This is a genomic window from Streptomyces sp. A2-16 (assembly GCF_018128905.1).
GTDB lineage: Bacteria > Actinomycetota > Actinomycetes > Streptomycetales > Streptomycetaceae > Streptomyces.
The window spans coordinates 6,279,553-6,304,084 of sequence record NZ_CP063808.1 but is presented as its reverse complement, the minus strand read 5'-3'; the positions used below and the strand labels follow the sequence as shown (position 1 = coordinate 6,304,084).

The 24,532-nt window shown below is 72.2% G+C and carries 21 protein-coding genes; 19 read left to right on the top strand and 2 right to left on the bottom strand.

Going from position 1 to position 24,532, the window contains the following annotated elements; translation table 11 throughout:
- The first annotated feature begins 287 nt into the window (after positions 1-287).
- Positions 288-944, top strand: a complete 657-nt coding sequence (locus tag IOD14_RS28250; protein WP_212671892.1) for a TetR/AcrR family transcriptional regulator — start codon at positions 288-290, stop codon at positions 942-944.
- Between the two features lie 209 nt (positions 945-1,153).
- Positions 1,154-2,611 (top strand): APC family permease, encoded by a 1,458-nt coding sequence (locus tag IOD14_RS28245; protein ID WP_212671891.1) that lies wholly within the window; start codon positions 1,154-1,156, stop codon positions 2,609-2,611.
- A gap of 61 nt (positions 2,612-2,672) precedes the next feature.
- Here the strand turns inward: IOD14_RS28245 and IOD14_RS28240 are convergent, their stop codons facing one another.
- Positions 2,673-3,383, bottom strand: a complete 711-nt coding sequence (locus tag IOD14_RS28240; protein WP_249126093.1) for a type 1 glutamine amidotransferase — start codon at positions 3,381-3,383, stop codon at positions 2,673-2,675.
- Between the two features lie 90 nt (positions 3,384-3,473).
- On the opposite strand from IOD14_RS28240, the gene IOD14_RS28235 reads away from it, so the two are divergent.
- The 7 genes from IOD14_RS28235 (at position 3,474) to IOD14_RS28205 (ending at position 13,400) form a co-directional block, all read left to right on the top strand.
- Entirely contained in the window at positions 3,474-4,964 is a 1,491-nt protein-coding gene (locus tag IOD14_RS28235) for an aldehyde dehydrogenase (RefSeq protein ID WP_123987624.1), read from the top strand.
- Positions 4,961-5,671: a gamma-glutamyl-gamma-aminobutyrate hydrolase family protein gene (locus IOD14_RS28230; RefSeq protein WP_249126092.1), complete on the top strand. Its 711-nt coding sequence runs from the start codon at positions 4,961-4,963 to the stop codon at positions 5,669-5,671. Before IOD14_RS28235 ends, IOD14_RS28230 begins: the two co-directional genes overlap by 4 nt.
- A gap of 299 nt (positions 5,672-5,970) precedes the next feature.
- The gene (locus IOD14_RS28225) at positions 5,971-6,951 is read left to right on the top strand and encodes a hypothetical protein (RefSeq protein WP_212671890.1); all 981 of its coding nucleotides are present in this window, start codon (positions 5,971-5,973) and stop codon (positions 6,949-6,951) included.
- Positions 6,952-7,030: 79 nt separating this feature from the next.
- The gene (locus IOD14_RS28220) at positions 7,031-8,887 is read left to right on the top strand and encodes an HSP90 family protein (RefSeq protein ID WP_212671889.1); all 1,857 of its coding nucleotides are present in this window, start codon (positions 7,031-7,033) and stop codon (positions 8,885-8,887) included.
- A 2-nt stretch (positions 8,888-8,889) separates the two neighbouring features.
- Positions 8,890-11,829: a hypothetical protein gene (locus IOD14_RS28215; protein ID WP_212671888.1), complete on the top strand. Its 2,940-nt coding sequence runs from the start codon at positions 8,890-8,892 to the stop codon at positions 11,827-11,829.
- A gap of 99 nt (positions 11,830-11,928) precedes the next feature.
- Positions 11,929-12,738, top strand: coding sequence for an endonuclease/exonuclease/phosphatase family protein (locus tag IOD14_RS28210; RefSeq protein ID WP_212671887.1), 810 nt, complete (start codon positions 11,929-11,931; stop codon positions 12,736-12,738).
- A 92-nt stretch (positions 12,739-12,830) separates the two neighbouring features.
- Positions 12,831-13,400 carry a bifunctional 4-hydroxy-2-oxoglutarate aldolase/2-dehydro-3-deoxy-phosphogluconate aldolase gene (locus IOD14_RS28205; RefSeq protein ID WP_249126091.1) on the top strand — a complete coding sequence of 190 codons (570 nt, stop codon included), beginning with the start codon at positions 12,831-12,833 and terminating at the stop codon, positions 13,398-13,400.
- Positions 13,401-13,511: 111 nt separating this feature from the next.
- Here IOD14_RS28205 and IOD14_RS28200 read toward each other — a convergent pair whose 3' ends face one another.
- Positions 13,512-14,732, bottom strand: coding sequence for a metallophosphoesterase (locus IOD14_RS28200; protein WP_212671886.1), 1,221 nt, complete (start codon positions 14,730-14,732; stop codon positions 13,512-13,514).
- Positions 14,733-14,967: 235 nt separating this feature from the next.
- Between IOD14_RS28200 and IOD14_RS28195 the strand changes: the two genes are divergently transcribed.
- The 10 genes from IOD14_RS28195 (at position 14,968) to IOD14_RS28150 (ending at position 24,298) form a co-directional block, all read left to right on the top strand.
- Positions 14,968-15,282 carry a DUF6400 family protein gene (locus tag IOD14_RS28195; protein WP_212671885.1) on the top strand — a complete coding sequence of 105 codons (315 nt, stop codon included), beginning with the start codon at positions 14,968-14,970 and terminating at the stop codon, positions 15,280-15,282.
- Positions 15,269-15,526, top strand: a complete 258-nt coding sequence (locus tag IOD14_RS28190; RefSeq protein WP_097260876.1) for a hypothetical protein — start codon at positions 15,269-15,271, stop codon at positions 15,524-15,526. The genes IOD14_RS28195 and IOD14_RS28190 overlap by 14 nt, the downstream gene beginning before the upstream one ends.
- 162 nt (positions 15,527-15,688) lie before the next feature.
- A complete protein-coding gene (locus tag IOD14_RS28185) occupies positions 15,689-17,470 on the top strand; it encodes an enoyl-CoA hydratase-related protein (RefSeq protein WP_212671884.1) in 1,782 nt (593 codons plus the stop codon).
- A 63-nt stretch (positions 17,471-17,533) separates the two neighbouring features.
- Positions 17,534-18,622 (top strand): hydrogenase expression protein HypE, encoded by a 1,089-nt coding sequence (locus IOD14_RS28180; RefSeq protein ID WP_123987615.1) that lies wholly within the window; start codon positions 17,534-17,536, stop codon positions 18,620-18,622.
- Between the two features lie 86 nt (positions 18,623-18,708).
- Positions 18,709-20,493 (top strand): nickel-dependent hydrogenase large subunit, encoded by a 1,785-nt coding sequence (locus tag IOD14_RS28175; RefSeq protein ID WP_123987614.1) that lies wholly within the window; start codon positions 18,709-18,711, stop codon positions 20,491-20,493.
- The gene (locus IOD14_RS28170) at positions 20,490-21,008 is read left to right on the top strand and encodes a hypothetical protein (protein WP_123987613.1); all 519 of its coding nucleotides are present in this window, start codon (positions 20,490-20,492) and stop codon (positions 21,006-21,008) included. Before IOD14_RS28175 ends, IOD14_RS28170 begins: the two co-directional genes overlap by 4 nt.
- A complete protein-coding gene (locus IOD14_RS28165; RefSeq protein WP_123987612.1) occupies positions 21,005-21,646 on the top strand; it encodes a DUF5947 family protein in 642 nt (213 codons plus the stop codon). Before IOD14_RS28170 ends, IOD14_RS28165 begins: the two co-directional genes overlap by 4 nt.
- Positions 21,643-22,329, top strand: a complete 687-nt coding sequence (locus IOD14_RS28160; RefSeq protein WP_123987611.1) for a DUF6084 family protein — start codon at positions 21,643-21,645, stop codon at positions 22,327-22,329. Before IOD14_RS28165 ends, IOD14_RS28160 begins: the two co-directional genes overlap by 4 nt.
- Positions 22,326-23,756 carry a hypothetical protein gene (locus IOD14_RS28155; RefSeq protein WP_123987610.1) on the top strand — a complete coding sequence of 477 codons (1,431 nt, stop codon included), beginning with the start codon at positions 22,326-22,328 and terminating at the stop codon, positions 23,754-23,756. The genes IOD14_RS28160 and IOD14_RS28155 overlap by 4 nt, the downstream gene beginning before the upstream one ends.
- A complete protein-coding gene (locus tag IOD14_RS28150; protein WP_123987609.1) occupies positions 23,753-24,298 on the top strand; it encodes a hydrogenase maturation protease in 546 nt (181 codons plus the stop codon). The genes IOD14_RS28155 and IOD14_RS28150 overlap by 4 nt, the downstream gene beginning before the upstream one ends.
- Positions 24,299-24,532 lie beyond the last annotated feature (234 nt).

The window sequence follows — 24,532 nt, the reverse complement described above, 5'->3', positions numbered from 1 at the left end:
GGCTCAAGGGCTTCGCAGGGGACTCCGGCGAGGGCCGGTGGACCACGGGACTCCGGCGAGGGCCGGTGGGCCACGGGGCTCCGGTGAGGGCCGGTGGGCCACGGGGCTCCGGTGAGGGCCGGTGGACCGTGGAGGCTGCCGTCGACCACGCCTCCGTGCCCCGGTGTCCCACAGGTCGCCCCCACCGCCCCCGGTGCTCGAACTCGGTCTCCGGTGCCGGTCCGTTCGCCCGTCGTGACGCCGGGCGGACGGTCCCCCCATGGCCCTGGTCACGTAAGGTCGCCGTCATGACCGATTCCCCGGACGCCGCCAAGAGCCGACGGTCGCGCAAGCGAGTGCACTACGGGGAGGGGCGTGAAGCTCTGCTGAACGCCGCGGTGCGCGTGGTGGCCCGGGGCGGGCTGCGCAGGCTCACCTACCGTGCGGTCGCCGAGGAGGCGGGGGTCACCCACGGGCTGGTGGTCCACCACTTCGGTTCGCGCGACAGCCTGATCGAGGAGACGCTCGCCCACACCATCCGGACCTCGCTGAACACCAGCGCGCTCGAACCCGGCACGGGCAGGGTCGACGACTTCTCCTCGGGCGTGTCCGAGATGGTCACCGCCGATCCCGACACCCAGGCGTTCCAGTACGAGCTGCTGCTGGAATCGCGCCGCAGGCCGGAACTGCTGCCGCAGATCCGCGCCCTGTACGACGAGTACTTCGACGCCACCCGGCGCGAGCTGAACCGCATGCTGCCCGCGGGCGCCGACCGGGCACTGGCCCGGCTGGTCTTCGCCGCCCTGGACGGCCTCGTCCTGCACCAGCTCGTCCTGGGCGAGCCCGATGTCACCGACGCGGCCATCGAGGAACTGCGTGCCCTGCTGAGACTGCTGGACGCCAACGGCGACACCGTCGGCACCCCTGACACCGACCGGAACGCCCGCCGCGACTCCGACGCATGACCCGCTGACCGGCGCGGACATCCAGCGCGAGAGAGAGGCCCCGGACCACGAGTCGGGGGCCTCCGCGCGTTCGGCACCCAGGTAAACGTCCACCTGGTGGGAAACCCGGGCGCACCCCTTGCCAAACGGATAGTTCCGACCCACCATGGGGCAACTCGTTTGGCTCGAAACAATTTCCCGCCCCTCCCCGCTCCCGGCAGGTGATTCGAGTGGACAGTCAGACAGCGGTCAGCACAGGGACCGCTTCCGAACCATCCACGGCAGGCAGGCTCAAGCCCAACTCGCTCGGCGTCCTGGGCATCCTGTTCTTCGTCCTTTCCGCCCAGGCCCCGCTGACCGGCATCGCCGGCGCCGTCCCCATCGCCGTCGCCATCGGCAACGGCGCGGGCACCCCCGCCGCGTACCTCGCGGCCGGTGCCGTCGTCCTGCTGTTCTCCGTCGGCTTCGTCGCCATGGGCCGCCATGTCGTGGACGCGGGCGCCTTCTACACGTACATCGGCAAAGGGCTCGGCCGTCCGGCGGGCTCAGGCAGCGCGGGCGTGGCCCTCTTCGCCTACTGCGCGATCCAGGCCGCCATGTACGGGCTGTACGGCGCCACGGTGAGCGGCCTGGTCGAGCACTACACCGGCACCCATGTCGCCTGGTGGGTCTGGACGCTGGTCACGATGGTGATCGTCCAGGTACTCGGCGCCTCGGGCATCGAGATGGGTGCCAGGATTCTCGCCGTGTTCGTGCTGGCGGAGTTCAGCATCCTGATCGTCTTCGCCCTCGTCACCTTCTTCAGCGGCGGCGGGCCCGAGGGGCTCGGCTTCACCGACAGCTTCTCCCCGTCGGCCGCGCTCCAGGGCGCCCCGGGCGTGGCGCTGATGTTCGCGGTCGCCTCGATGTTCGGCTTCGAGGCCACCGCCATCTACGGCGAGGAGGCCCGCGAGCCGCGCAAGACCGTCCCCCGGGCCACCTATGTGTCCGTCGCGGTGATCACCGGCTTCTTCGCCTTCGCCTCGTGGATGCTGGTCTCCGCGCACGGCGCCTCCCGCGCCACGGCCGAGGCGGGCAAGGCGCTGGAGAGTGGCGACGCCACCGCCTTCGTCTTCGCGCCGATCGCCGCGCAGTTCGGCGGCTGGGTCGACGACGTCCTGCCGATCCTGCTGGCCACCAGCCTCTTCGCCGGGATCCTGGCCTTCCACAACTCGGCCAACCGCTACCTGTTCTCCCTCGGTCGCGAACGACTGCTCCCGCACGCGCTGACCCGCCTGAACAGCAAGCACTCGCCCCGGACCGCCGGTGTCGTGCAGAGCGTGATCTCGGTGCTTCTCGTGATGCCCTTCGCGCTCCTGGGCAAGGACCCCGTGCTCACCCTGTTCTCCTGGTTCAGCGGTGTCGCCGTACTCGCGATCATGCTGCTGTACTTCCTGACCTCGGTCTCCGTGGTCGTCTTCTTCCGCCGCTCCCGAGCCGACACCCGCCCCTGGAACACGGTGATCGCACCCGTCCTGGGCGCGCTCGGCATCGCCGGTGCCATCTGGCTCATCGTCGAGAACTTCACCACGCTGATCGGCGGCGACCGCACCACCGCGATCTGGCTGCAGCTCACCGTCCCCGTGGTCCTGGTGCTCGGTCTCCTGGTCGCGCGGGTGACGAGAGGCGGGGCCGCCACCGACGGCTGACCCCCCGGCGCGGTGCGGCCCGGACCTCCCCGCCGGGCCGCGCCGCGCCTTCCGTGCGGTGTCACACCGCGACGGTCGCCAGCCGGTCGAGGAAGGCATCGGTCAGCACCCGGGCGTTGTCCCGTGCCACCGGCTCCAGGGCGCGGCTCCGCGCGAGGAGCTCCCGCGGGTCCACGCCGTGCCGCTCGCACTGCTCCCTGCCGCCGAGGTCCAGGTACCGGCGCACGACGGTCGTGGTGATCTCCGGATGGAACTGCACGCCGAGACTCCGACCGACCGCGAAGGCCTGGGCGCACACCTCGTTGCGGGCCACCTCGACGGCTCCCGGCGGCAGCGTGCAGCGGTCGTGGTGCCACTGGAACCACGGACCCTCCGGTATCAGCGAGCGGTCGTCGCTCTCGATCCGGGTCCAGCCGATCTCGGGGCGCGGCGCCGGTCCGACCGAGCCGCCGAGCGCGGTGGTCAGGGCCTGGGCGCCGAAGCAGATGCCCAGCACCGGGACGCCGAGACGGTGGGCCTCGCGCAGCAGGGCGAGTTCGCCGCCGATCCAGCTGCCGACCGCCGTCTCGTCGTACACCGACCAGGGGGCGCCGAGCGACACGACCAGGTCCCAGTCGCCGGGGGCGGGGAAGGTGAAGGAGACGTCCGGTGCGTGATGACGCTCCGCGGGCACGACGGTCACGGTCGTGAGGTCGTACCCGCGCTCCTCGAGCCGTGCCCCGATCGGTCCGGGCTCGGTCACGTGGTCGTGCATGAGGACGAGTGCGCGCACGGCGGGCGCTCCTTTCCGGGGCCGAGCCCTTGTGGCCGGGCCGGGTCGATCATATCGTTTGAATCCAAATAGTATCCCTGGAGGTCTCCCATGCCGGATGTCACCCACGAGGAGTGGCTGCGCCGCGCCAAGTCCCTGGACCTGTCCGGCGCCCATCACATCGACGGGACCGACGACCCCGGCGGAGGAGCGACCTTCACCCTCGTCTCGCCCCGCGACGGCCAGGCACTGGCCGAGGTCGCCGACGGCGGCGCGGCGGAGGTGGACGCGGCGGTCGGCGCCGCCCGACGGGCCTTCGACGCGGGCCCCTGGCCGCGTCTGGCCCCCGCCGAGCGCGGCCGCGTGCTGCTGCGCATCGCCGACCTGCTCGAAGAGCGGCGCGAGGACCTCGCGTTGACGGTCACCCTGGAGATGGGCAAGCCCATCACGGACGCGTACGGCATCGAACTGCGCGCCCTCGTCAACACATTCCGCTTCTACGGCCAGCTCGCCGACAAGCTCACCGACGAGTCCCCGCACACCGCACCCGACGCCCTCGCCCTGGTCACCCGGGAGCCGGTCGGTGTCGTCGGCGCCGTGGTGCCCTGGAACTTCCCGCTCACGCTCGCCGGCTGGAAGGTGGCCCCGGCGCTGGCGGCCGGCTGCACGGTCGTCCTGAAGCCGTCCGAGAACTCACCCCTGTCCGCCCTGCTGCTGGGCCGCGTCGCCACCGAGGCGGGACTGCCGCCGGGCGTACTGAACGTGGTGAGCGGCGACGGACCGGTGGCCGGACGGGCGTTGGGACTGCACCCCGACGTCGACGTCCTCGCCTTCACCGGCTCCACCGCGGTGGGCCGGCACTTCCTGCGCTACTCCGCCGACTCCAACCTCAAGCGGGTCTGGCTGGAGCTGGGCGGCAAGTCGCCGAACATCGTCCTTCCCGACGCCCCCGACCTGGAGCGGGCGGCGGCCACCGCCGCCTGGGGCATCTTCTTCAACCAGGGCGAGATGTGCACCGCCCCCTCCCGGCTCCTGGTGCACTCCTCGATCGCCGAGCAGGTCACCGAGGCCGTCGTCGCGCGGGCCCGGGAGCTGCGCGTCGGCGACCCCCTCGACCCGGCCACCGAGATGGGCGCCCTGGTCGGTGAGGCCCACCTGGCCCGCGTCGAGGACCACATCGCCACCGGTGTCCACGAAGGGGCCCGGCTGCGCGTCGGCGGCGGCCGCACCCAGGCCGAAACCGGCGGCAGCTTCCTGCGGCCCACCGTCTTCGACCGGGTCGACCCCGGTATGCGGCTGGCCCGTGAGGAGATCTTCGGCCCTGTCCTGTCCGTGCTCACCTTCGACGACCTCGACGAGGCGGTACGGCTCGCCAACGCCACCGAGTACGGCCTCGCCGCCGGCCTGTGGACCTCCGACCTGTCCACCGCCCACAAGGTCTCCCGCGCCCTGAAGGCCGGCACCGTCTGGGTCAACTGCTACGAGGAGGGCGACCTGACCGTCCCCTTCGGCGGCATGAAGCAGTCCGGCAACGGCCGCGACAAGTCCGCGCACGCCCTGGAGAAGTACACCGAGCTCAAGACCACCTGGATCCAGCTGTGAACCGTACGAGCAGGGCCACGCGGCCCCTGATCGCGATCCCCGCCCGCTTCTCCGCCACCACGTCCGCCCTCCGCTACGCCGCCGAGGTCAACGCGCGCGCCCTCGTCGAGGCCGTCTACCGGGCGGGCGGCGAACCGGCGAGCATGCACCCCGCCGAGGACGGCACCGAGGAACGCCTCGCCCGCTTCGACGGTGTCCTGCTCCCCGGCGGCGGCGACCTCGCCCCGCACCGCTACGGCGCACCCGACGTCCATGCCGACGTGTACGACGTCGACGACCTCCAGGACACCTTCGACCTCGACGTCGCCCGTGCCGCCCTGCGTCTGGGCCTGCCCCTGCTCGCGATCTGCCGCGGCCTCCAGGTCGTCAACGTCGCCCTCGGGGGCACCCTGGAACAGCACATGGACACCGACCACCGCCATCTCGTGCACCCGGTGACGATCTGCCGAGGCAGCCTGCTGGAGCGGGCCGCCGGCGCGGAGAAGGCCGACGCCTCCTGCTACCACCACCAGCGGGTGGACCGGCCGGGCGAGGGCCTCACGGTCACCGCCCGGGCCGCCGACGGCACACCGGAAGGCCTCGAACTCCCCGCCGCCCGCGGCTGGTTCACCGCCGTCCAGTGGCATCCCGAGGACACCGCGCACGAAGACCCCGCCCAGCAGGGCCTGTTCGACGCCCTGGTCCGCGCCGCCCGAGACGGACGCTGACCCCGCCCACCGCGCGGCGGGGCCCCCAAGGCGCCGGACCGCCTCGACGTTCCGGCTGACCTGGGGAAGACCGTCTGCGCGCCGCCGGCACGACCCGTCCTCCACCGGACCGCGTCCGGCGATCCCCGGCCCACCGAACGGGGCGTTGGGGAACCGCGCCGACTGCTCGCGACCCGCCGGGCGCACGGGCGAGGAGGTGCCGGACCGGTGGAGTGGCGGTGAAAACCCGGTGGAAGCGCTGTCAGTGGATCCCCTTATGCTGCACCGGACGATCACGCGGGACCAGGGGAGGACGCGGCATGTTCGGCAAGCTGTTCGGCAGGGATGCGGAGAGACCGGCGGATCCGTACGCCCTGCCCGTCCCGCGCAGGCAGAAGAACGGGACGTACCCGCTGCGTGCCCTCGGGGACACCCGGGTGCTCGCGCTGGTGGAGGCGGCCGACGCCGGTGACTGGGAGGCCGTCAAGGCGGCCCTGCCACCCTTCGACCTCGGCCGAGACCACGAGGTCCTCGGCCAACTCGCCGAGCTGGACGGCCTGCAGGACTGGATCGGCCGGGCCGTCGAGGAGGACAAGGAGCACCGGGCGACCGCCCTGCTGATATCCGGGACCCGTCACATCAGCTGGGGCTGGGAGGCGCGCACCTCCGCACGAGCCGCGAACGTCACGCAGGAGCAGTGGCGGACCTTCCACGACCGACTCCAGATCGCCGAGGAACAGCTCCTGGAGGCCGCCGAGCTGCGACCGGAGTGGATCACCCCGTGGCGGCGGCTGCTCACCTCCGGGCGCGGCATGTCGCTGGGCGCCGCCGTCAACGAGATCCGGCGCGACGCGGCCCTGCGGCGCGACCCCCTGGACCTGGAGACCCACATCGAGTGGGTGTCCCAGCTGCAGCCCCGCTGGGGCGGCGAACCGGGCCAGGCCCTGGAGTTCGCCCGCAAGGCCTTCGCCGCCGCGCCCGACGGGCACCGCCTCGGATGCGTGATCGCCATGGCCCACATCGAGGAGTGGGTGGAGTCCGACGACCGTGACTGCCTGCAGGACCCGCGGACCCGGACCGAGCTGAGGGAGGCCGCGGAGCGCAGCATCCTGCACCACTCGTACGAACGCCGTCTGGGCTGGCAGGGCGACTACAACATCTTCGCCATGGCCCTTTCACTGGCGGGCAGCAGCACGGCCTCCAACGTCTTCCGCGAACTGGAGGGTGTCTTCACCGAGTGGCCGTGGACCTTCATGGCGGACCCCCAGAAAGCCTACGCACGCTTCCGCAAGGCCTTCTGAGCCGAAGGCCGCACGGTCCGCGCCCGTCCCGGCCGGACCATCGCCCACGCCCGCCGTTCCCTTCTCTCCGGACTGCCCGATGACTCTGCCCCACACCCCTTCGAGCCCGGCCGCCGCCGACCGCACCTTCCAGGTGGACCTGCGCGGCCTGGTCGATCTCCTCTCCCACCACCTCTACTCCAGCCCCCGCGTCTACCTGCGCGAGCTCCTGCAGAACGCGGTGGACGCGCTGACCGCCCGGCACGGCCTCGAACAGGGCGCCCCCGCCGACGCGTTCGGCATCCGCCTGTACGCCGACGGCTCCGTGGTGCGCGTCGAGGACGACGGCGTCGGTCTCACCGAGGCCGACGTGCACACCTTCCTCGCCACGATCGGCCGCAGCAGCAAGCGTGCGGAGCAGATCGCCGACCAACGCGCCGACTTCATCGGCCAGTTCGGCATCGGCCTGCTCTCCTGCTTCCTGGTCGCGGACGAGATCCACGTCCTGAGCCGCTCCGCCCGCGTTCCCGACGCCCCCGCGGTGGAGTGGCGCGGCCGCGGCGACGGCAGCTACACCGTGCGCACCCTGCCCGCCTCCGCCCGCTCCCGGCCCGGTACCACCGTCACCCTCACGCCCCGCGCCGACGCGGGCGAGTGGACCCGTCCCGCACAGGTGCACGCGCTGGCCCGGCACTTCGGCTCCCTGCTGCGTCACCCGGTGACCTTCGACGACGGCACCGGAGGCAAGGGCGCCACCGGCGGGCCCGTGAACCCCGAGCCGGCACCCTGGGCCCGCACGTACCCCACCCCCGGAGCCCGCTCCCGCGCCCTGGCCGCGTACGGCGAGGAGGTCTTCGGGTTCACTCCGCTGGACACCATCGAGCTGGACCTGCCGGCCGTGGGCCTGAAGGGCATCGCGTGCGTGCTGCCGGAGGCGGTGCCCGCCGGGCGCCGTCACGGCCACCGGGTGCACGTCAAGGGCATGCTGCTGTCCGAGCAGGCCGAGGAGATCCTGCCCGACTGGGCGTTCTTCGTCCGCTGCGTCGTCGACGCCGAGAGCCTGCGCCCGACGGCGTCCCGCGAGTCCCTGTACGAGGACGACACCCTCGCCGCCGTGCGCGACGCCCTCGCCGAGCACCTGCGCGCGTGGATCGCCAAGGCCGCCGCGAGCGACCCCGAGCTGCTCGGGCGCTTCCTCCAGGCGCACCACCTGGCCGTGAAGTCCCTCGCGGTGCACGACGACGAGATCATGCGGATGCTGCTGCCCTGGCTGCCGTTCGAGACCACCGACGGACACGCCACCCTCGACGAGTTCGCGCGCACGCACCGCACGGTGCTCGTCACGTCGAGCGTGGAGGAGTTCCGCCAGGTGGCGGCGATCGCCTCGGCCGCCGGCCTCGGCGTCGTCAACGGCGGCTACACCTACGACCGCGCACTGGTCCACCGGCTGCCCGAGGTCAGGCCCGAGGTGAGCGTCGCCGACCTCGACCCGGCCACCCTCACCGCCCACCTCGACCCCGTCGACCGGGAGACCGAGCTGGCCGCCGCGGCCTATCTCGCCCAGGCCCGCGACGCGCTCGCCGTCTTCGACTGCGATGTCGCGCTGCGCACCTTCCAGCCCGCCTCGGCCCCGGCCCTCCTCCTCGACAGCCGCGAGGCCCGGCACGAACGCACCCGCTCCCAGCTCGCCCGCGAGCAGCAGGGCGGCGTGTGGGGCGACATCCTCGGCGCCCTGCGCCAGGAGGCGCCACGGGCCCAGCTGATCCTCAACCAGCTCAACCCGCTGGTGCGCACCGCCGTCACCATCGACGAACCCGAGCTGGCCCGCACCAGCGCCGAAGCCCTCTACGGGCAGGCCGCGATGTTGTCCCGGCGCCCGCTCAGGCCCGCCGAGTCGAGCCTCATCAACCGCTCCTTCCTCGACCTCCTCGCCCACGCCCTCCGCAAGGACAGCTGACGATGCCCACCGCCATCCAGACCACCGACGAGTTGTACCAGGCGCTCCAGGACAACGACGAGCGTCCCTACGGCCGTACCCGCACGGTCACCGCCGAGGAACTCGTCGACGCCGCCGAGCAGTTCGAGGAGCCCGTCCCGCTCGTCCACGCCCTCCTCGAACTCCAGGAGGCGTACACCTACGGCTCCGAGCCCCGGAAGTCGCCCGTCGTCTTCGCCCGGCTGCTGACCCTCTTCGACGAGCAGCCCGACGTCTTCGACGAGCGCCTGCGCCACATGCTGTTCTGGCGGTTCAAGTGGGTGGGCCACGCCCTGCGCCAGCTCCCCGAGATACCGCTGGCCAGTCTGCGCCAGTGGCTGACGGAGATGCGCGACCGTTACGAGAAGGCCGGCCTCGGCCTCCAGCCCTACTACGGACAGGCGTACCAGCTCGCCGCCCACGTCGGCGAGGACACCGCCCTCGCCTACGAGCTGTGGGCGGGCCGCACCCGCACCCGGCTCAGCGACTGCGAGGCCTGCGAGATCTGCGAGCGCGCCCTGTTCCACCTCGCGGCGGGTGACGACGAGCGGGCCCTGCGCACCTGGGAGCCCGTCCTGAACGGCAAGGAGTCCTGCCAGGAGGAGCCGGCCCGCTCCCTGTCGTACGCGCTGCTGCCCCTGCTGCGCACCCAGCACGCCGACCGGGCGCGCGAACTGCACCTCGCCGGCTACCGCGCCTGCCGCCGCAACCCCTCGATGTCCGGGGAGGTCGGCCGGCACCTGGAGTTCTGCGCGCTCACCGGCAACGAGGCCCGCGGCCTGGAACTGCTCGCCGAGAACCGGAACCTTTTCGAGGAGGTCGACTCGCCGCTGGACCAGCTCGACTTCCTCACCGGTGTCGAGGTCCTCCTCCAGCGCGTCGAGCACCTCGGCCACGGAGAGCTGCCCACCGCCGGATACGCCGGACGCACCTGGACGGTGGCCGCGCTGCGCGCCGAGGTGCGGGGCCGCGCGGACGACCTGGCCGCCCGCTTCGACGCCCGCAACGGAACCTCGACCCACATCGACCGCCGCAGGACCCGCCTCGACCGCGCACCCCTCCTCGACGCGCTGGAACTGACCCTGCGCACCCGCAGCCTCGACGACGTGGCCCCGGCCGCCCCGGTCGCCGCGCCCGCCTCCCGCACGACTACCGCTGTTCCCGACACCCTGCCTGAACTCATCCTTCGGGCAAGGGAGTTGGACGAGCAGGGGCACCCGGAGTCCCAGACCTGCTTCGCCCGGCTGCGCACGCTCGTCGCCGCCCGCGACTATGCCCACCCCGACGACCCCGCCGTGGGACCGCTGGTCCGGCTGCGCGCGGACCTGCTGGCCGACGAGGCGAACCGGGCGGGCAACAAGGACGACTTCGCCGAGGCCACCGCGCTCCACGAGGAGGCCGCGGCCCTGTACGAGGACGCCGCGGAGCCCGGCCACGCGGCGTTCGCCCGCGCCTGCGCCCTGCTCGCCGGCGCCCAGATCCCCGGCGAGGAAGAGGAAGCGGACGCGGCCGAGGCGAAGGCCGCCGCGCTGACCGCCGTCCACGCGTCCGTGGTCCGGCTGCACGAGGAGACGACCGGCCTCGCCCCCTACCAGGAGGCCCGCCTGCTGCGGCTGCGGGCGACCGCGCTCGCCCTGCGCCTGCAGACGACGCCGAGCGAGGAGCACGTGGCACCGGTGTTCGCCGAGGCGGACCTGCTGCAGACGTTCGCCACCCGGCACGACCTGCCGGGACAGATCTCCGGCGCCCTGATGCTGCGGGCCAGCACGCACGCCATCTCCGGGGACCTGGCCGCCGCGGTCACCGAGATCGACGCCCTGCTCGACCGGCTGAAGGCGCACGGCCCGGCCTGGCACCTGCCCCGCACCCTCGGGCTGCGCGGCCGTCTCCAGCTGGCCCTCCGGGAACCGCAGGCCGCGCACGCGGACCTCACCGAAGCCCTGCGCCTGGCCGCCGACTGGCCGGCCGACACCATGGACACCACCCGCCTGCACGGCGATCTCGCCGAGGCATGCATGCACCTGGGCCGGCCCGAGGAGGCACTGCGTCACCTGACACGCTCGGCGGAGACCGACCTTCGCCGCGGCAACCGGATCGACGCGTTCTGCACCTACAGCAACGCCGCCCAGCTCAGCCTCGACCTGGACCGCGTCGAGGACTGCATCGCCCTGCTCGACTCCCTGCTGGCCGAGCCGGACGTCACCTCCGGCGAGCTGGACGACCGGCTCGCCGCCCAACTGCGCCTGACCCGGGCCCGCGCACTGCGCGCGGGGGAGGACCTCAAGGCCGCCACGGCGGAGTTCGCCGCCCTCGCGGCCGAGTCGGCCGGCTGGGACGACGACCCGGGCAGCCACGCCATGATCGCCGCGGAGACGGCCGTACTCCTCGGTGAATCCGGCGAGTTCGGCCGGGCCCGGGACGCCGCGGACCAGGCGATCGCCGCCCATGCCCGGGACCCGCGCTACGAACTGCTCAGCAACTGCCTGCGCGAACTCGGCCGTCTCCAGGCCCAGCAGCAGGGCGCCGAAGGTCTGGCCGACGCCCGCGCCTTCCTCGCCGACGCCGGCCGTGTCGCCGACGAGGCCCGGGCCGCCGGGTACGAGGCCCGCGGCCGCTCCCTGGACAGCGCCCTGGCCTACGAACACGGGCGGGTCAGCGCCTACGCCGGCGCGTACGAGGACGCCCTGGCCGCCCTGGAGAAGGCCCTCGCCCTGCTCGGCGAGCCCGGGCCGGAGGACGACCGGGCCGGAGAGTGGGCCGAGTGCGTCCGCCTCGCGGGTGCCGTGGAGGGCCTCTACCTGAAGCGCACCGCCCCCGCCCTGACCCGCCTCGACGCGGCGGTCGCCCACCTGACCGCCACGGGCCACACCGAGGAGACCGAGACCCTGACCTCCCTGGCGGCAAGGTTGCGCGACGAGGAGTGAGCCGGGTCCCATAACATCGTTCACAGAGGTGTCGCCCTGCGGATCCACGTCGAGGAGGCAAGGGTGCTCGGAAAGGGCACATGGTTGCTCGTGGGTGCCATGGTCTTGGCCTGGATGGTGCTCTCCGGTCCCAGTGCACCGAGCGGTGCCCTCGATGCCGGGTCCGCGCCCGTCAAGCCCGTCAGGGACGTCGTGCCGAACCGGGTCATGACGTGGAACCTCTGCAACCCCTGCGAGACGGGCAACGACGACCGGGCGGCGGCGATCGCCGAGTTCGCGCCCCAGGTCGTCGGTGTGCAGGAAGCGTGCGTGGGTGACGTCGAGAAGATCCGGGACTATCTGGAGAACCTGCACGGGCTCGTCTACCACGTCGAGTACGGGCCGGTTCTGCAGAGCTGGGGCCGTTGCGGGGGAGCACCGTGGAACCCGGGCGGCTACGGCGAGGCGATCCTCTCGGCGGCCCCGATGGCCGACGTCGTCACCGAGGAGTATCCCGACGGCGGTTCCGAGGACCGCGGGTACATGGCGGTCACCACCACGGTGGACGGCCGCCGGGTACGGGTCTTCAACACCCACCTCGCCGAACGACGTCAGGAGGCGGTCCGGGCCGAGCAGGTCGGCGTCCTCGCCGCGGAGGTCGCCCGGCACGACCGCGCGATCGTCATCGGCGACTTCAACGCGGTGCCCTACGCCTCCGAACTCACCCCGATGTGGAAACTGGCCGCGGACGCGGACCCCGGATGCCGTCCCTCGGGGGCCGGAACCTGCGCGCCGACCACCGACTGGCAGAGCAAGTTCGACTACGTCTTCCTGCGCGACGTGACCGCCCGCAGCCACCGCGTGCACCCGACCCCGGTCTCGGACCACGACCAGCTGTACGCCGACGTGGACCTGACGGACCGCCCTTAGTAGGGGAGTCGACCCGTCGCATCCATGCCTGGTCGGTGTGCCGCGAGACGGGCCACCGTCAGATCCGAGGAGACCTCGCTCCCACGAACCTGGTGGAATCCCTGCGAGCCCACCGCCTGTTGGCGCTCGTCCGCGGCAAGGACCCCGCCGCGGCCCTGCGCACCGTGACCACCCTCGCCGAGGAGGGCATCGCCGCCGTGGAGGTCTCGCTGACCACCACCGACGCCCTGACGGTGATCGAGCGGGCCCGCGCCGAAATGGGCCCCGACGCACTGATCGGCGCCGGAACCGTGCGCACCCCGGCGGACGCCGCCCGCGCCGTGGACGCCGGAGCCTCCTGCCTCGTCACTCCGGCCGTTGTCGACGGACTCGCGGGCATCGGCGTCCCCGTGCTGATGGGAGTCCTCACGCCGACCGAGATCGAACGCGCCCTCGCCCTCGGCGGCGCCGCGATCAAGATCTTCCCCGCCTCCCTCGGCGGCCCCGACTACCTGAGCGCACTGCGCAGCCCGTTCCCCGACGGTCGCTTCGTCCACGTCGACATCGCCCCGGCACCTGGATCGCCGCCGCGGGCACCGGGATCGCCCTGCTCACCCCGGACGGCGGGGCCGAGTGGCTCGACCGCCGCGAGGACCGCACGAGCGTGCCGGGGGATGACCTGAACCTCCCTGGCCGGCGGTCCGGCTGCGACCGCACGAGCGTGGGCTGCCGGTAGGGCACGAGCCAGGTGCCGCCGACCTGCGCAGGGCATGGCCGCGTCGGCCCGTCCGGCGCTAAGGCGAGGTGGGCGCGTGCGGGGAGCGGAGTACGAGCAGGGTGATCTCGCTGGGGGCGAAGACGCGGAACGGCGGGCCCCAGAAGCCGGTGCCGCGGCTGGTGTAGAGGAGGGTGCGGGCCCCGTGGCGGCTGAGGCCGGCGAGGGCGGGCTGGTCGAGGCGGACCAGGTGGTGGAAGGGCCAGATCTGGCCGCCGTGGGTGTGGCCGGACAACTGGAGATCGATGCCGGCGGCCGCCGCCCGGTCGATGAACTTGGGCTGGTGGGCCAGGAGCAGGACGGGCAGGTCGGGCTCGGCGCCGTTCAGGGCCCCGTCGAGGTGGGCGCGGTGGCCTGCCAGGCCGGAGGACTCGGCGGTGACGTCGTCCACGCCGGCGACCACGAGGGTGTCACCGCCGCGTTCGAGCAGCAGATGGCGGTTGCGCAGCGGCTCCCAGCCCAGCTCGTCCATCAGGTCGACCCAGCCCTGCGCCTCGCTGTAGTACTCGTGGTTGCCGGTGACGTAGACCCGGGCGTAGGTGGCCCGCACGGTCGCGAGGGGGGCGGCCTGTGCGCGGCGGCGTTCGGCTGTGCCGTCGGCGATGTCGCCGGTGTGGCAGACCAGGTCTGCCTCCAGCGTGTTCACCGTCTCGCACACCCGCGCCGACCAGCGGGCCCGGTCGAGCGGGCCGTAGTGGGTGTCGGTGATGAGGGCGACGCGGATGCCGTCCAACCCGGCGCCCAGCCGGGGGAGTTGCACGTCGAGTCGGCGCACGCGTGGCACGCGACGGGCTTCGGCGTACCCCCAGACGAGGAGGAGAGCGGTCACCCCGAGCACGGCCCACGTGACGATCCGGGCCCGGTCCTGACTCCCGCCGACACCGGCCACGGTCAGGGCGAGCCGCAGGAGGACACCGAGCAGAACGGACCAGGTGAACAGCACCCAGCTGCCGCCCAGCAGGGTGTCACCGAGGATCGCCGCCCGGTCCTGCTGCCGCCTGCCGTGGCCGCGCATCATCGCGAGCGGCATGCACACGAGACCGGCGGCGAACAGGGCGGTGCCGATGAGCGTGACGGGCAACGTCCAGTGCTGGCCGGCGTACAGGAGCACCCAGCAGGGCACGGCCCACAGCAGAACGGGCGCGATCAGGGGGAGGTACCGCATCAGGCGGAGCAGGTGGCTCCGCCGCGGAGCCGTGGCTTCACTGTCGGCGGGACGGGTGTCGCTGGTCTCGGTCACACTCCACCTCTCGGACCGGTCTGCCGTCCCACGCAGCGTATCCGGTCCCCCTTGCGGCCCACCTGGACCGGAGGCTTTCACGGGCCTCCGGTCGTCGGCGGGGCGACCGGTCCGTGCGGGCTCAGCAAAGCGCTGACGTGTTCCGGTGGGATGGTGCCGACCTCCGCAGTGGTCCGCTGTGACTTCTCCCACCTGCTCTTGCCCGGGCGAGAAGCGCTTGCCTACGTTCGGTCCCGTGTCCCCCGACAACCGCGCCCTTCCAGGCGAACCGGACGAGACCGCCGCGGAAAGCACGCCCGCGACGGACCGACCCGACCCGCTCCCGACGGTCGACCTGGTCGTCGACCTGAGCTCGCATGAACTCCTCCGGCGCGCTCATGTCCTGGACGCTCTCGGACCCGACTGGGACCCCGTCGCCGCGCTGCGCGGCGAGGAAGCGGCGTACCAGCTGCTGTATTCCGGCCTCAGCCCGGAGCAGCAGCGCGTGTACGACGAGCTGGTCTCGGCCGGCGTGCTGCCTCGGAGAGGGGGCGGCGATGCTGCCGCTTGACCCGCAGGCCGACATCGGGCGGCGCGCCTGGGTGGCCTGCCCGAACTGCGACGACCGTCGCGGGTGCGCCACCTGCGAGCAGGGGCGCACCTGTTCCGAGCACTGGCGCTACCTGCTGTCCCACGTCGGCAGCCTGCTTCACCTGCAGTGCCGGTCCTGCACCCACATCTGGGCACACGAGACGCACTTCGGTGCCACCCGCTCCCGGTGGGAGCGCATGACCAGCGGCCTGCGACGCATGTGATCATCCGTGGCGCCGTCGGTCGTGGCCGGTGAGCCGGACGGAGGATCGGCGCCCGCTTTCGGATGATCCCACCGCCTGTCGTCGGGAACGGCAGGCCGCCCTGCCCGAGGATCGCGTCCGGCGGGCATCCCTGCCTGCCGTTCGTCCGTCTCGGAGGCAGCGGTGCACATCCTGCTCCTGGCCAGTGCGTTCAACAGCCTCACCCAGCGTGTCTTCGCCGAACTGCGCGACCGTGGCCACATCGTGGCGGTGGAACTCGCCCTGCCCGGCAGCCCGTTGCCCGACATCGTGCGGCGGCATGCACCGCAGCTCGTCGTGGCGCCGATGCTGAAGACGGCGATTCCCGAGGAGGTGTGGGCAGCGCACACCTGCCTCATCGTCCATCCGGGGCCCGTGGGCGACCGTGGTCCCTCCTCCCTGGACTGGGCGATTCACGAGGGCGTCGACCAGTGGGGCGTCACCGTCCTGCAGGCCGACCGGGAGATGGACGCCGGTGACGTGTGGGCCTGTGTCCCGTGCCGGGTCCCTCCGGTTCCCAAGAGCGAGCTGTACCGGGGCGAGATCGCCGACGCCGCGCTCGAGGCCGTCCTGCTCGCGGTGGAGCGCTTCGCCGAGGGAACCCACGTACCACGCAAGCAGGACGTGGCACGCACGGCCGACGCCCGGCTGCGCCCCCGCCCCTACCTCGACCAGAGCGTCCGGCGCATCGACTGGGCCGAGGACTCCACGCAGGACGTCCTGCGCAAGCTGAGGGCGGCTGACTCGCAGCCCGGTGTGCTGGACGTCCTGCTCGGTCGTGAGTGGTACCTGCACGGCGGTCATCACGAGAGCGCGCTGCGCGGCCGCCCGGGCGAGCTGCTGGCCACCCGGGCCGGGGCGGTGTGCCGGGCCACCAAGGACGGCGCCGTGTGGATCCCCGAGCTGCGGCCCCGGCGCGCGCCCGGGCAGCCGCCCACGTACAAACTGCCTGCCGTGCGGGCGCTGGGCGACCTGCTGCCGCCCCTGCCCGAGCACGCCCTGCCCCTGCTGCCCGAGGTGCGGCACCGTACCTGGACGGACATCCGCTACCGGGAGGACGGGGACGTCGGGTTCCTCTCGTTCTCCTTCCCGGGCGGCGCCATGAGCACGGAGCAGTGCCGACGTCTGCTGGACGCCTACCGGGAGGCGTGCGAGCGGCCCACGTCCGTACTGGTGCTGGGCGGCGAACGGGACTTCTTCTCCAACGGGATCCACCTGGGCGTCATCGAGGCCGCGGACGACCCCGCCGCCGAGTCCTGGGCGAACATCAACGCCATCGACGATCTCGTCGAGGCGGTCCTGACGACGACCGACCGACTGGTGGTCACGGCGGTCGCGGGCAACGCGGCGGCGGGCGGCGTGATGCTCGCCCTGGCGGCCGACGAGGTGTGGTGCCGCGCGGGCACCGTGCTGAACCCTCACTACCGCCTGATGGGCCTGTACGGCTCGGAGTACTGGACGCACACCCTGCCGCGCAGGGTGGGTCCGGCGACGGCGGAACGGCTCATGCGTGAGGCTCTCCCGGTGAGCTCGGCGGCCGCTCTGCGCCTCGGCCTCGTCGACCGGGTGGTCGACTGCGGTCCGGACGCGTTCGCGGGGGAGGTCGACGGCCTGGCGGCCCGGCTGGCGTCACTGCCGGCGACGGCGGCAAGGATCACCGCGAAGAAGACGGAGCTGGACCGGCTGGAGAGCGTGACCCCACTGGCCGGCTTCCGTGAGCAGGAGCTGGCCCGTATGCGCCGGACCTTCGACGACCCGGATGCCCCGTACCACGCGCTGCGTCGTTCCTTCGTCCACAAGGAGCGGCCGACGTGCACCCCGCCGCACCTCGGTCCCGCCCCGGTTGCGCAAACCGGTCCGATCCCCTCCGCCGCGGATGTCACCGGAATGGCCCTGCACGGCGTCTCGTCACGGCCGAACGGCTGATACGAAGAGAAGCGATGGTCGAAATCTGGGCCTTCATCCCTTACCTCCCCAGGAGGCGGTCCCATGACTGAGGCGACGCCGGACACGGTCAGTGCTGCGGACGCGAGCGGCGCGCCCGCCGACGAGACACCCACGATCCACATTCTCTGGATCAACGCGGGCCTGAGCTGCGACGGTGACTCGGTCGCGTTGACGGCGGCCATGCAGCCCAGCATCGAGGAGATCGTGCTCGGTGTTCTGCCGGGCCTTCCGAAGATCGCCGTCCACTGGCCGCTCATCGACTTCGAGTGCGGTCCGGTCGGCGGCTCGGACACGTTCATCGAGTGGTTCTTCAAGGGAGAGCGGGGCGAGATCGACCCGTTCGTCCTGGTCGTCGAGGGCTCCATCCCCAACGAGGCGATCAAGCCCGAGGGCTACTGGTGCGGCTTCGGCGACAACCCGGAGACCGGCCAGCCGATCACCACCAGCGAGTGGATCGACCGGCTCGCCCCGAAGGCACTGGCGGTCGTCGCCATCGGCACCTGCGCCACCTACGGCGGCATCCACGCCATGGCGGGCAACCCGACCGGCGCGATGGGCGTGCCCGACTACCTCGGCTGGGACTGGAAGTCCCACGCGGGCATCCCCATCGTGTGCGTCCCCGGCTGTCCGATCCAGCCCGACAACTTCTCCGAGACGCTCACCTACCTGCTCTACCAGGCGACCGGCGCCGCCCCGATGATCCCCCTGGACGACAAGCTGCGCCCGACCTGGCTGTTCGGGGCCACCGTGCACGAGGGCTGCGACCGCGCGGGCTACTACGAGCAGGGCCAGTTCGCCCTGTCGTACGACTCGCCGACGTGCCTGGTCAAGCTCGGCTGCTGGGGCCCGGTCGTCAAGTGCAACGTGCCCAAGCGCGGCTGGATGAACGGGATCGGCGGCTGCCCCAACGTCGGTGGCATCTGCATCGCCTGCACCATGCCCGGCTTCCCCGACAAGTTCATGCCGTTCATGGACGAACCCCCCGGCGCCAAGGTGTCCAGCAACGCCAGCGGAGCGTACGGCGCCGTGGTCCGCAAGCTGCGGTCGATCACGGCCAGGACGGTGGACAAGGAGCCCAAGTGGCGCCGTACCGGAGACGAGATCACCACCGGATACCGACCCCCGTGGTGAGCGTCCGCCGCAGCTGATCCGCTCCCCGTTCTCGTGCATGCACCCCCCACCTGAACCTCCCGCGCAACGAAGGGCACGGCACACAGATGGCACCGACGACGAAGGCGGCCGGCGACGGCAGCGGCCTGGTGGAGATGGCCTGGGACCCGATCACCCGGATCGTGGGCAGTCTCGGCATCCACACGAAGATCGACTTCAAGCAGAAGCGAGTCGCCGAGTGCTACAGCACCTCGTCGGTCTTCCGCGGCTACAGCGTCTTCATGCGCGGCAAGGACCCGCGCGACGCCCACTTCATCACCAGCCGCATCTGCGGCATCTGCGGTGACAACCACGCCACCTGCTCGGTGTACGCGCAGAACATGGCGTACGGCGTGAAGCCCCCGCACCTCGGTGAGTGGATCATCAACCTCGGCGAGTCCGCGGAGTACATGTTCGACCACAACATCTTCCAGGAGAACCTGGTCGGGGTCGACTACTGCGAGAAGATGGTCAAGGAGACCAACCCGGGCGTCCTCGAACTCGCCGAGCGCACCGAGGCCCCGCACGCCGCCGAGCACGGCTACCGCACGATCGCCGACATCATGCGCTCGCTCAACCCCCTGGAGGGCGAGTTCTACCGCGAGGCCCTCCAGGTCAGCCGCTACACGCGCGAGATGTTCTGCCTGATGGAGGGCCGCCATGTGCACCCCTCCACGCTCTACCCGGGCGGCGTCGGCACCATCGCCTCGGTGCAGCTGTTCACGGACTACCTCAGCCGGCTGATGCGCTACGTGGAGTTCATGAAGCGCGTCGTGCCCCTCCACGACGACCTGTTCGACTTCTTCTACGAGGCGCTGCCCGGGTACGAGGAAGTGGGCCGCCGACGAGTCCTGCTCGGCTGCTGGGGCGCGCTCAACGACCCCGAGTACTGCGACTTCACCTACGCCAACATGACCGACTGGGGCCGGCGCATGTTCGTCACCCCCGGTGTCATCGTCGACGGCAAGCTCGTCACCAACGACCTCACCGAGATCAACCTCGGCATCCGCATCCTGCTGGGCAGCTCCTACTACGAGGACTGGCAGGGCCAGGAACAGTTCGTCACCCACGACCCGCTCGGCAACCCGGTCGACCCGCGCCACCCGTGGAACCAGCACACCATCCCCACCCCGCAGAAGCGGAACTTCGACGACAAGTACAGCTGGGTCATGTCCCCGCGCTGGTTCGACGGCAAGGACCACCTCGCCCTGGACACCGGCGGCGGCCCCATCGCCCGCCTGTGGTCGACCGCCCTGTCCGGCCTCGTCGACATCGGGTACGTCAAGGCCACCGGCCAGAGCGTGGTCATCAACCTGCCCCGCACCATGACCAAGCCGGAGACCACCTTCGAGTGGAAGATCCCGAAGTGGTCCAACGCGCTGGAGCGCAACCGCGCCCGCACGTACTTCCAGGCGTACGCCGCCGCCGTCGCCCTGCACTTCGCGGAGAAGGGACTGGCGGAGGTCCGCGCCGGACGCACCCAGACCTGGGAGAAGTTCGAGGTTCCGGAGGAGAGCATCGGCGTCGGCTTCACCGAGGCGGTCCGCGGTGTCCTCTCCCACCACATGGTGATCCGGGACGGCAAGATCGCCAACTACCACCCGTACCCGCCGACCCCCTGGAACGCCAGCGTCCGGGACACCTACGGCACGCCGGGGCCGTACGAGGACGCCGTGCAGAACACGCCCATCTTCGAGGAGAACACCCCGGAGAACTTCAAGGGCATCGACATCATGCGCGCCGTCCGCAGCTTCGACCCCTGTCTGCCCTGTGGCGTCCACATGTACGTCGGGGGCGGCAAGACGGTGAAGTCGATGCACGTGCCCACCGGCCTGAGCGGACTGGGCGGATGAGCGCGGTCAGCTCCACGGAGCAGACGGGGCGCCGTGTCGAGGAGATCCTCGACAGGCTGGCCGAGAGCGGCGACCCGGCCGCCGCCGCGGCGGCGGAGGAGCTCGTCCGGTCCCTCATGGACTTCTACGGTGCAGGACTCGCCCGCATCCTCCAGTTGCTGTCCGGCGCTCCCGGCGAAGCGGCGGCACGCCTCCTGGGCGACGACCTGGTCGCGAGCCTCCTCGTCCTGCACGACCTGCACCCCGAGGACCGTGACACCCGCATCGCCCGCGCCCTCGACGGGGTCCGGGACCACACCCTGGAGGTGGTGGGCTTCGACGAGGAGAGCGGCACCCTGACCGTGCGGGCCCGGGAGGCCGGCGGCTGCGGTTGCGGCTCCGGCACGGGTGCCCGGGAGGCCGCGGAGGCAGCGCTCGCCTGCTTCGCACCGGAGGTCAGAGCGGTCGACGTACAGACCGCTGCCGCGGGGCCGACGCTCCTCCAGATCGGCACGGCACCGACGGGGGCCCGATGACGGCGTCCCCGGCGACGCGCACGCCCGGCCTGCGGAGGTTCCTCACCCAGAGGCCGCCGCAGCCCGAACGGTGTGAGCTGTGCGCCGTGGCGGTGGAGGCGGGTCACCGTCATCTCGTCGACACCGAGAAACGCGCCCTCGTCTGTGCCTGCGCCCCGTGCGCGCTGCTGATGGAGCAGCCGGGCGCCGCCGCGGGCCGCTTCCGCACGGTCCCGGCCCGCTACCTCACCGACCCCGGACACCGCCTCGACGAGAGCGCGTGGGAGGCCCTGCAGATCCCGGTCGGCGTCGCTTTCCTCTTCCGCAACGCGGCGCTCGACCGGCTGGTCGCCCTCTACCCGAGCCCGGCCGGAGCCACCGAGAGCGAACTCGAACCGGCCACGTGGACGGACGTCCTCGGTGGCAGCCGCCTCGCCGAACTGCTCGAACCCGACGTGGAGGCACTGCTGCTGCGCCGCACCGACGGCCGCTTCGAGTGTCACCTCGTACCGATCGACATCTGCTACGAACTCGTCGGCCGTATGCGCCTGTTGTGGCAGGGCTTCGACGGTGGGGCCGAGGCCCGCGCCGCGCTGGACGCGTTCTTCGCGGACGTCGCGCGACGCGTCCGGCCCCTGGGCGAGGTGGGTCACCCGTGACCGATTTCTCCTTCGCCTGCACCGGCGTCCGCGCCGACCGGTACGCCGCCGGACCGACCCTCGTCTTCCGGCTGCGCGTCACCGCCGCCGACAACGCGCGCGTGCACGCCCTCGCACTGCGCTGCCAGATCCGCATCGAACCCGCCCGCCGCGGCTACGCGCCTGCCGAGGCGGACGGTCTCGCGGACCTCTTCGGCGAGCGCTCACGCTGGGGCAGCACGCTCCAACCGGTGCAGTTCGCCCAGGTCTCGGTCATGGTCCCGAGCTTCACCGGGGAGATCGAGACCGACCTCGTCGTGCCCTGCACCTACGACTTGGAGATCGCCGCGACCCGCTACCTCACCGCCCTCACCGACGGCGAGGTCCCCCTGCTGATGCTCTTCTCCGGTACGGCGTTCACCGGAACCGGCGGCTTCCAGGTGGAGCCCGTCCCGTGGGACCGCGAGGCGGCCTTCCGGATGCCCGTCACCGCCTGGCGGGAGATGGTCGAGCAGCACTTCCCCGGCTGCGGCTGGATCCGGCTGCCCCGCGACACCATGGACGCCCTCCTCGCCTACCGCTCCCGGCACGCCCTGCCCTCCTGGGAGGCGACCGTCGCGGCGCTGCTGGAGGAGGCGGCCGAGCCGCCCGCGCACGACCCGCTGCGCGCCCTCACCGCCACCACCGGAAGGACCGATCCGTGACCGTGACCGCGTTCGCCCCCGAGACCGAGGAGCGCTTCGCCCTCGCCCGGCAGGTGGCCGACGCCGTCCTCTTCGAGGGCTATGTGCTCTACCCGTATCGCGCCTCGGCCGCCAAGAACCGGCTGCGCTGGCAGTTCGGTGTGCTCGTGCCGCCCGGCTGGGGCACCGAGTGCGAGGAGCACGACTTCCAGCACACCGAATGCCTGATGGAACCGAAGGCGGGGGCGACCCTCTCGGTCGAGGTGCGCTTCCTGCACGCCCGACGGCGCACGGTGGAGCGGGCCCGTCCGGACGGCGGCTTCGACACGGTGCCCGAACTCCGCCTCGACGACCGGGTGCTGGTGCCCTGGGACGAGGGAAGCGAGGAGCGCGTCGCGGTGGTCGCGCCGGTGGAGGAGCTCCTCGGCGACGGCGTCACCCATCCCTTCCGGCTCCCCGCCCGCGAGGACACCGAGCCGGTCCTGGACGAGGGCGGCCGAACCGTCGGCCGACTGGTCCGGCGCAGCGAGGAGATCAGCGGGACGCTACGGCTCTCCGCCCGCGAACTCGACGGCCCCTACCGGGTGTTGCGGCTGACCGCCGTCGTCGAGAACACCAGCGACTGGACACCGCCCGAGGGCCGCGGCGCGGACCGGGAGGCCGCGCTTCCGCACTCCCTGGTGGCCAGCCACCTCCTCATGGCCCTCAGCGCCGGATCGTTCCTGTCGATGACCGATCCCCCCGAGTGGGCGAAGGGCGCGGTCGCCGCCTGCCGCAACCTGCACACCTGGCCCGTGCTCGCCGGCGAACCCGGACGCGCCGACCTCGTGCTGTCCTCGCCGATCATCCTGGAGGACCATCCGGCCATCGCGCCGGAGAGCCCCGGCGCGCTCTACGACGCCCTCGAGATCGACGAGATCCTCGCGCTGCGCACCGCGGCCCTCACCGAGGAGGAGAAACGCGAGGCCCGGGGCACCGACGAGCGGGCGGCCGCCGTGATCGAACTGGCGGACTCGATGCCGGCCGAGGTTCTGGAGCGGCTGCACGGGGCGGTGCGGAGCCTGCGCGAGGTGACCGGTCCCGGCCCCGCCGCCCCGGACGCCGGCTTCCCCGACGAATACGGGGTGATGCGGCCGGACACCCCCTGGTGGGACCCCGCGAGCGACGCGGGCTTCGACCCGGCGCAGGACCGGGTGGTCGTGGACGGCCGGTCGGTGGGCCAGGGCAGCCGCGTCGAGTTGCGTCCGGGGGCGCGGCGCACCGACGCGCAGGACATCTTCCTGCGAGGCCGCACCGCGAGGGTCGAAGCCGTGCTGCACGACGTGGACGGCGGGGTGCACCTGGCCGTCACCGTCGAGGGCGACCCGGGCGCCGACGTCCGCCGCGAGCAGGGACGGTTCCTGTACTTCCAGCCCGACGAGGTCGCACCGCTGGAGGACGACGCGTGAACCTTCCCCCACCGCCAGGTCCCAGGACCCTCGTGGCGGGCATCGGCAATGTCTTCCTCGGAGACGACGGCTTCGGCGTGGAGACCGCCCGCCGGCTCGCCGAGCACGACCTGCCCGGACACATCGAGGTCGTGGACATCGGGGTGCGCGGGGTGCACCTCGCCTATCAGCTGCTGGACGGCTACGACACCCTCGTCCTCGTGGACGCCACGGCACGCGGCGAGGCCCCCGGCACGCTGTACGTGATCGAGCACGACGTCGGCGGAGGGAGCCCTTCACCCGCCGCCCCCGCGCTGGACGGCCACCGGATGAGCCCCGACACCGTCCTGGCACTGCTGGGCACCCTGTGCGCCGGTACCGGCGGCGAGCCACCACGCCGCGTCCTGGTCGTGGGATGCGAGCCGGCCTCGGTGGACGAGGGCATCGGGCTCAGCCCGCCGGTGTCCGACGCCGTACCGGAGGCCGTCCGGCTGATCGAAAAGCTGCTGCGGGACGGCGAGCCGTCCGTGGCGCAGGCCTCAACCGCTGGGGCTCCGACATGAGGAGAGACGGGATGAAGAAGTTCGTCATCGGCGGAGCGGCCCTCGCCGCCCTGGTCGCTGTCGTCGCCGAGGTGCTTCCTGACGTCCGGCGCTACCTGCGGATCCGACGGATGTGAACGGTGGGAGCCACCGGTGTGCCGTGCGGTTGCGTCGAACGGTGTATCTGTCGGCCGGTGACGGCGTGCCGGGCCGTACGACCAGGAGGCGCCCGCCTCTAATGAGGCCCGGCGGGAG

Excerpts from the sequence above, each read along its gene's own strand:
- IOD14_RS28250 (WP_212671892.1), top strand. The coding sequence starts at position 288 with ATGACCGATTCCCCGGACGCCGCCAAGAGCCGACGGTCGCGCAAGCGA.
- IOD14_RS28235 (WP_123987624.1), top strand. The coding sequence starts at position 3,474 with ATGCCGGATGTCACCCACGAGGAGTGGCTGCGCCGCGCCAAGTCCCTG.
- IOD14_RS28225 (WP_212671890.1), top strand. The coding sequence starts at position 5,971 with ATGTTCGGCAAGCTGTTCGGCAGGGATGCGGAGAGACCGGCGGATCCG.
- IOD14_RS28220 (WP_212671889.1), top strand. The coding sequence starts at position 7,031 with ATGACTCTGCCCCACACCCCTTCGAGCCCGGCCGCCGCCGACCGCACC.
- IOD14_RS28215 (WP_212671888.1), top strand. The coding sequence starts at position 8,890 with ATGCCCACCGCCATCCAGACCACCGACGAGTTGTACCAGGCGCTCCAG.
- IOD14_RS28210 (WP_212671887.1), top strand. The coding sequence starts at position 11,929 with ATGGTCTTGGCCTGGATGGTGCTCTCCGGTCCCAGTGCACCGAGCGGT.
- IOD14_RS28190 (WP_097260876.1), top strand. The coding sequence starts at position 15,269 with ATGCTGCCGCTTGACCCGCAGGCCGACATCGGGCGGCGCGCCTGGGTG.
- IOD14_RS28180 (WP_123987615.1), top strand. The coding sequence starts at position 17,534 with ATGACTGAGGCGACGCCGGACACGGTCAGTGCTGCGGACGCGAGCGGC.
- IOD14_RS28175 (WP_123987614.1), top strand. The coding sequence starts at position 18,709 with ATGGCACCGACGACGAAGGCGGCCGGCGACGGCAGCGGCCTGGTGGAG.
- IOD14_RS28170 (WP_123987613.1), top strand. The coding sequence starts at position 20,490 with ATGAGCGCGGTCAGCTCCACGGAGCAGACGGGGCGCCGTGTCGAGGAG.
- IOD14_RS28165 (WP_123987612.1), top strand. The coding sequence starts at position 21,005 with ATGACGGCGTCCCCGGCGACGCGCACGCCCGGCCTGCGGAGGTTCCTC.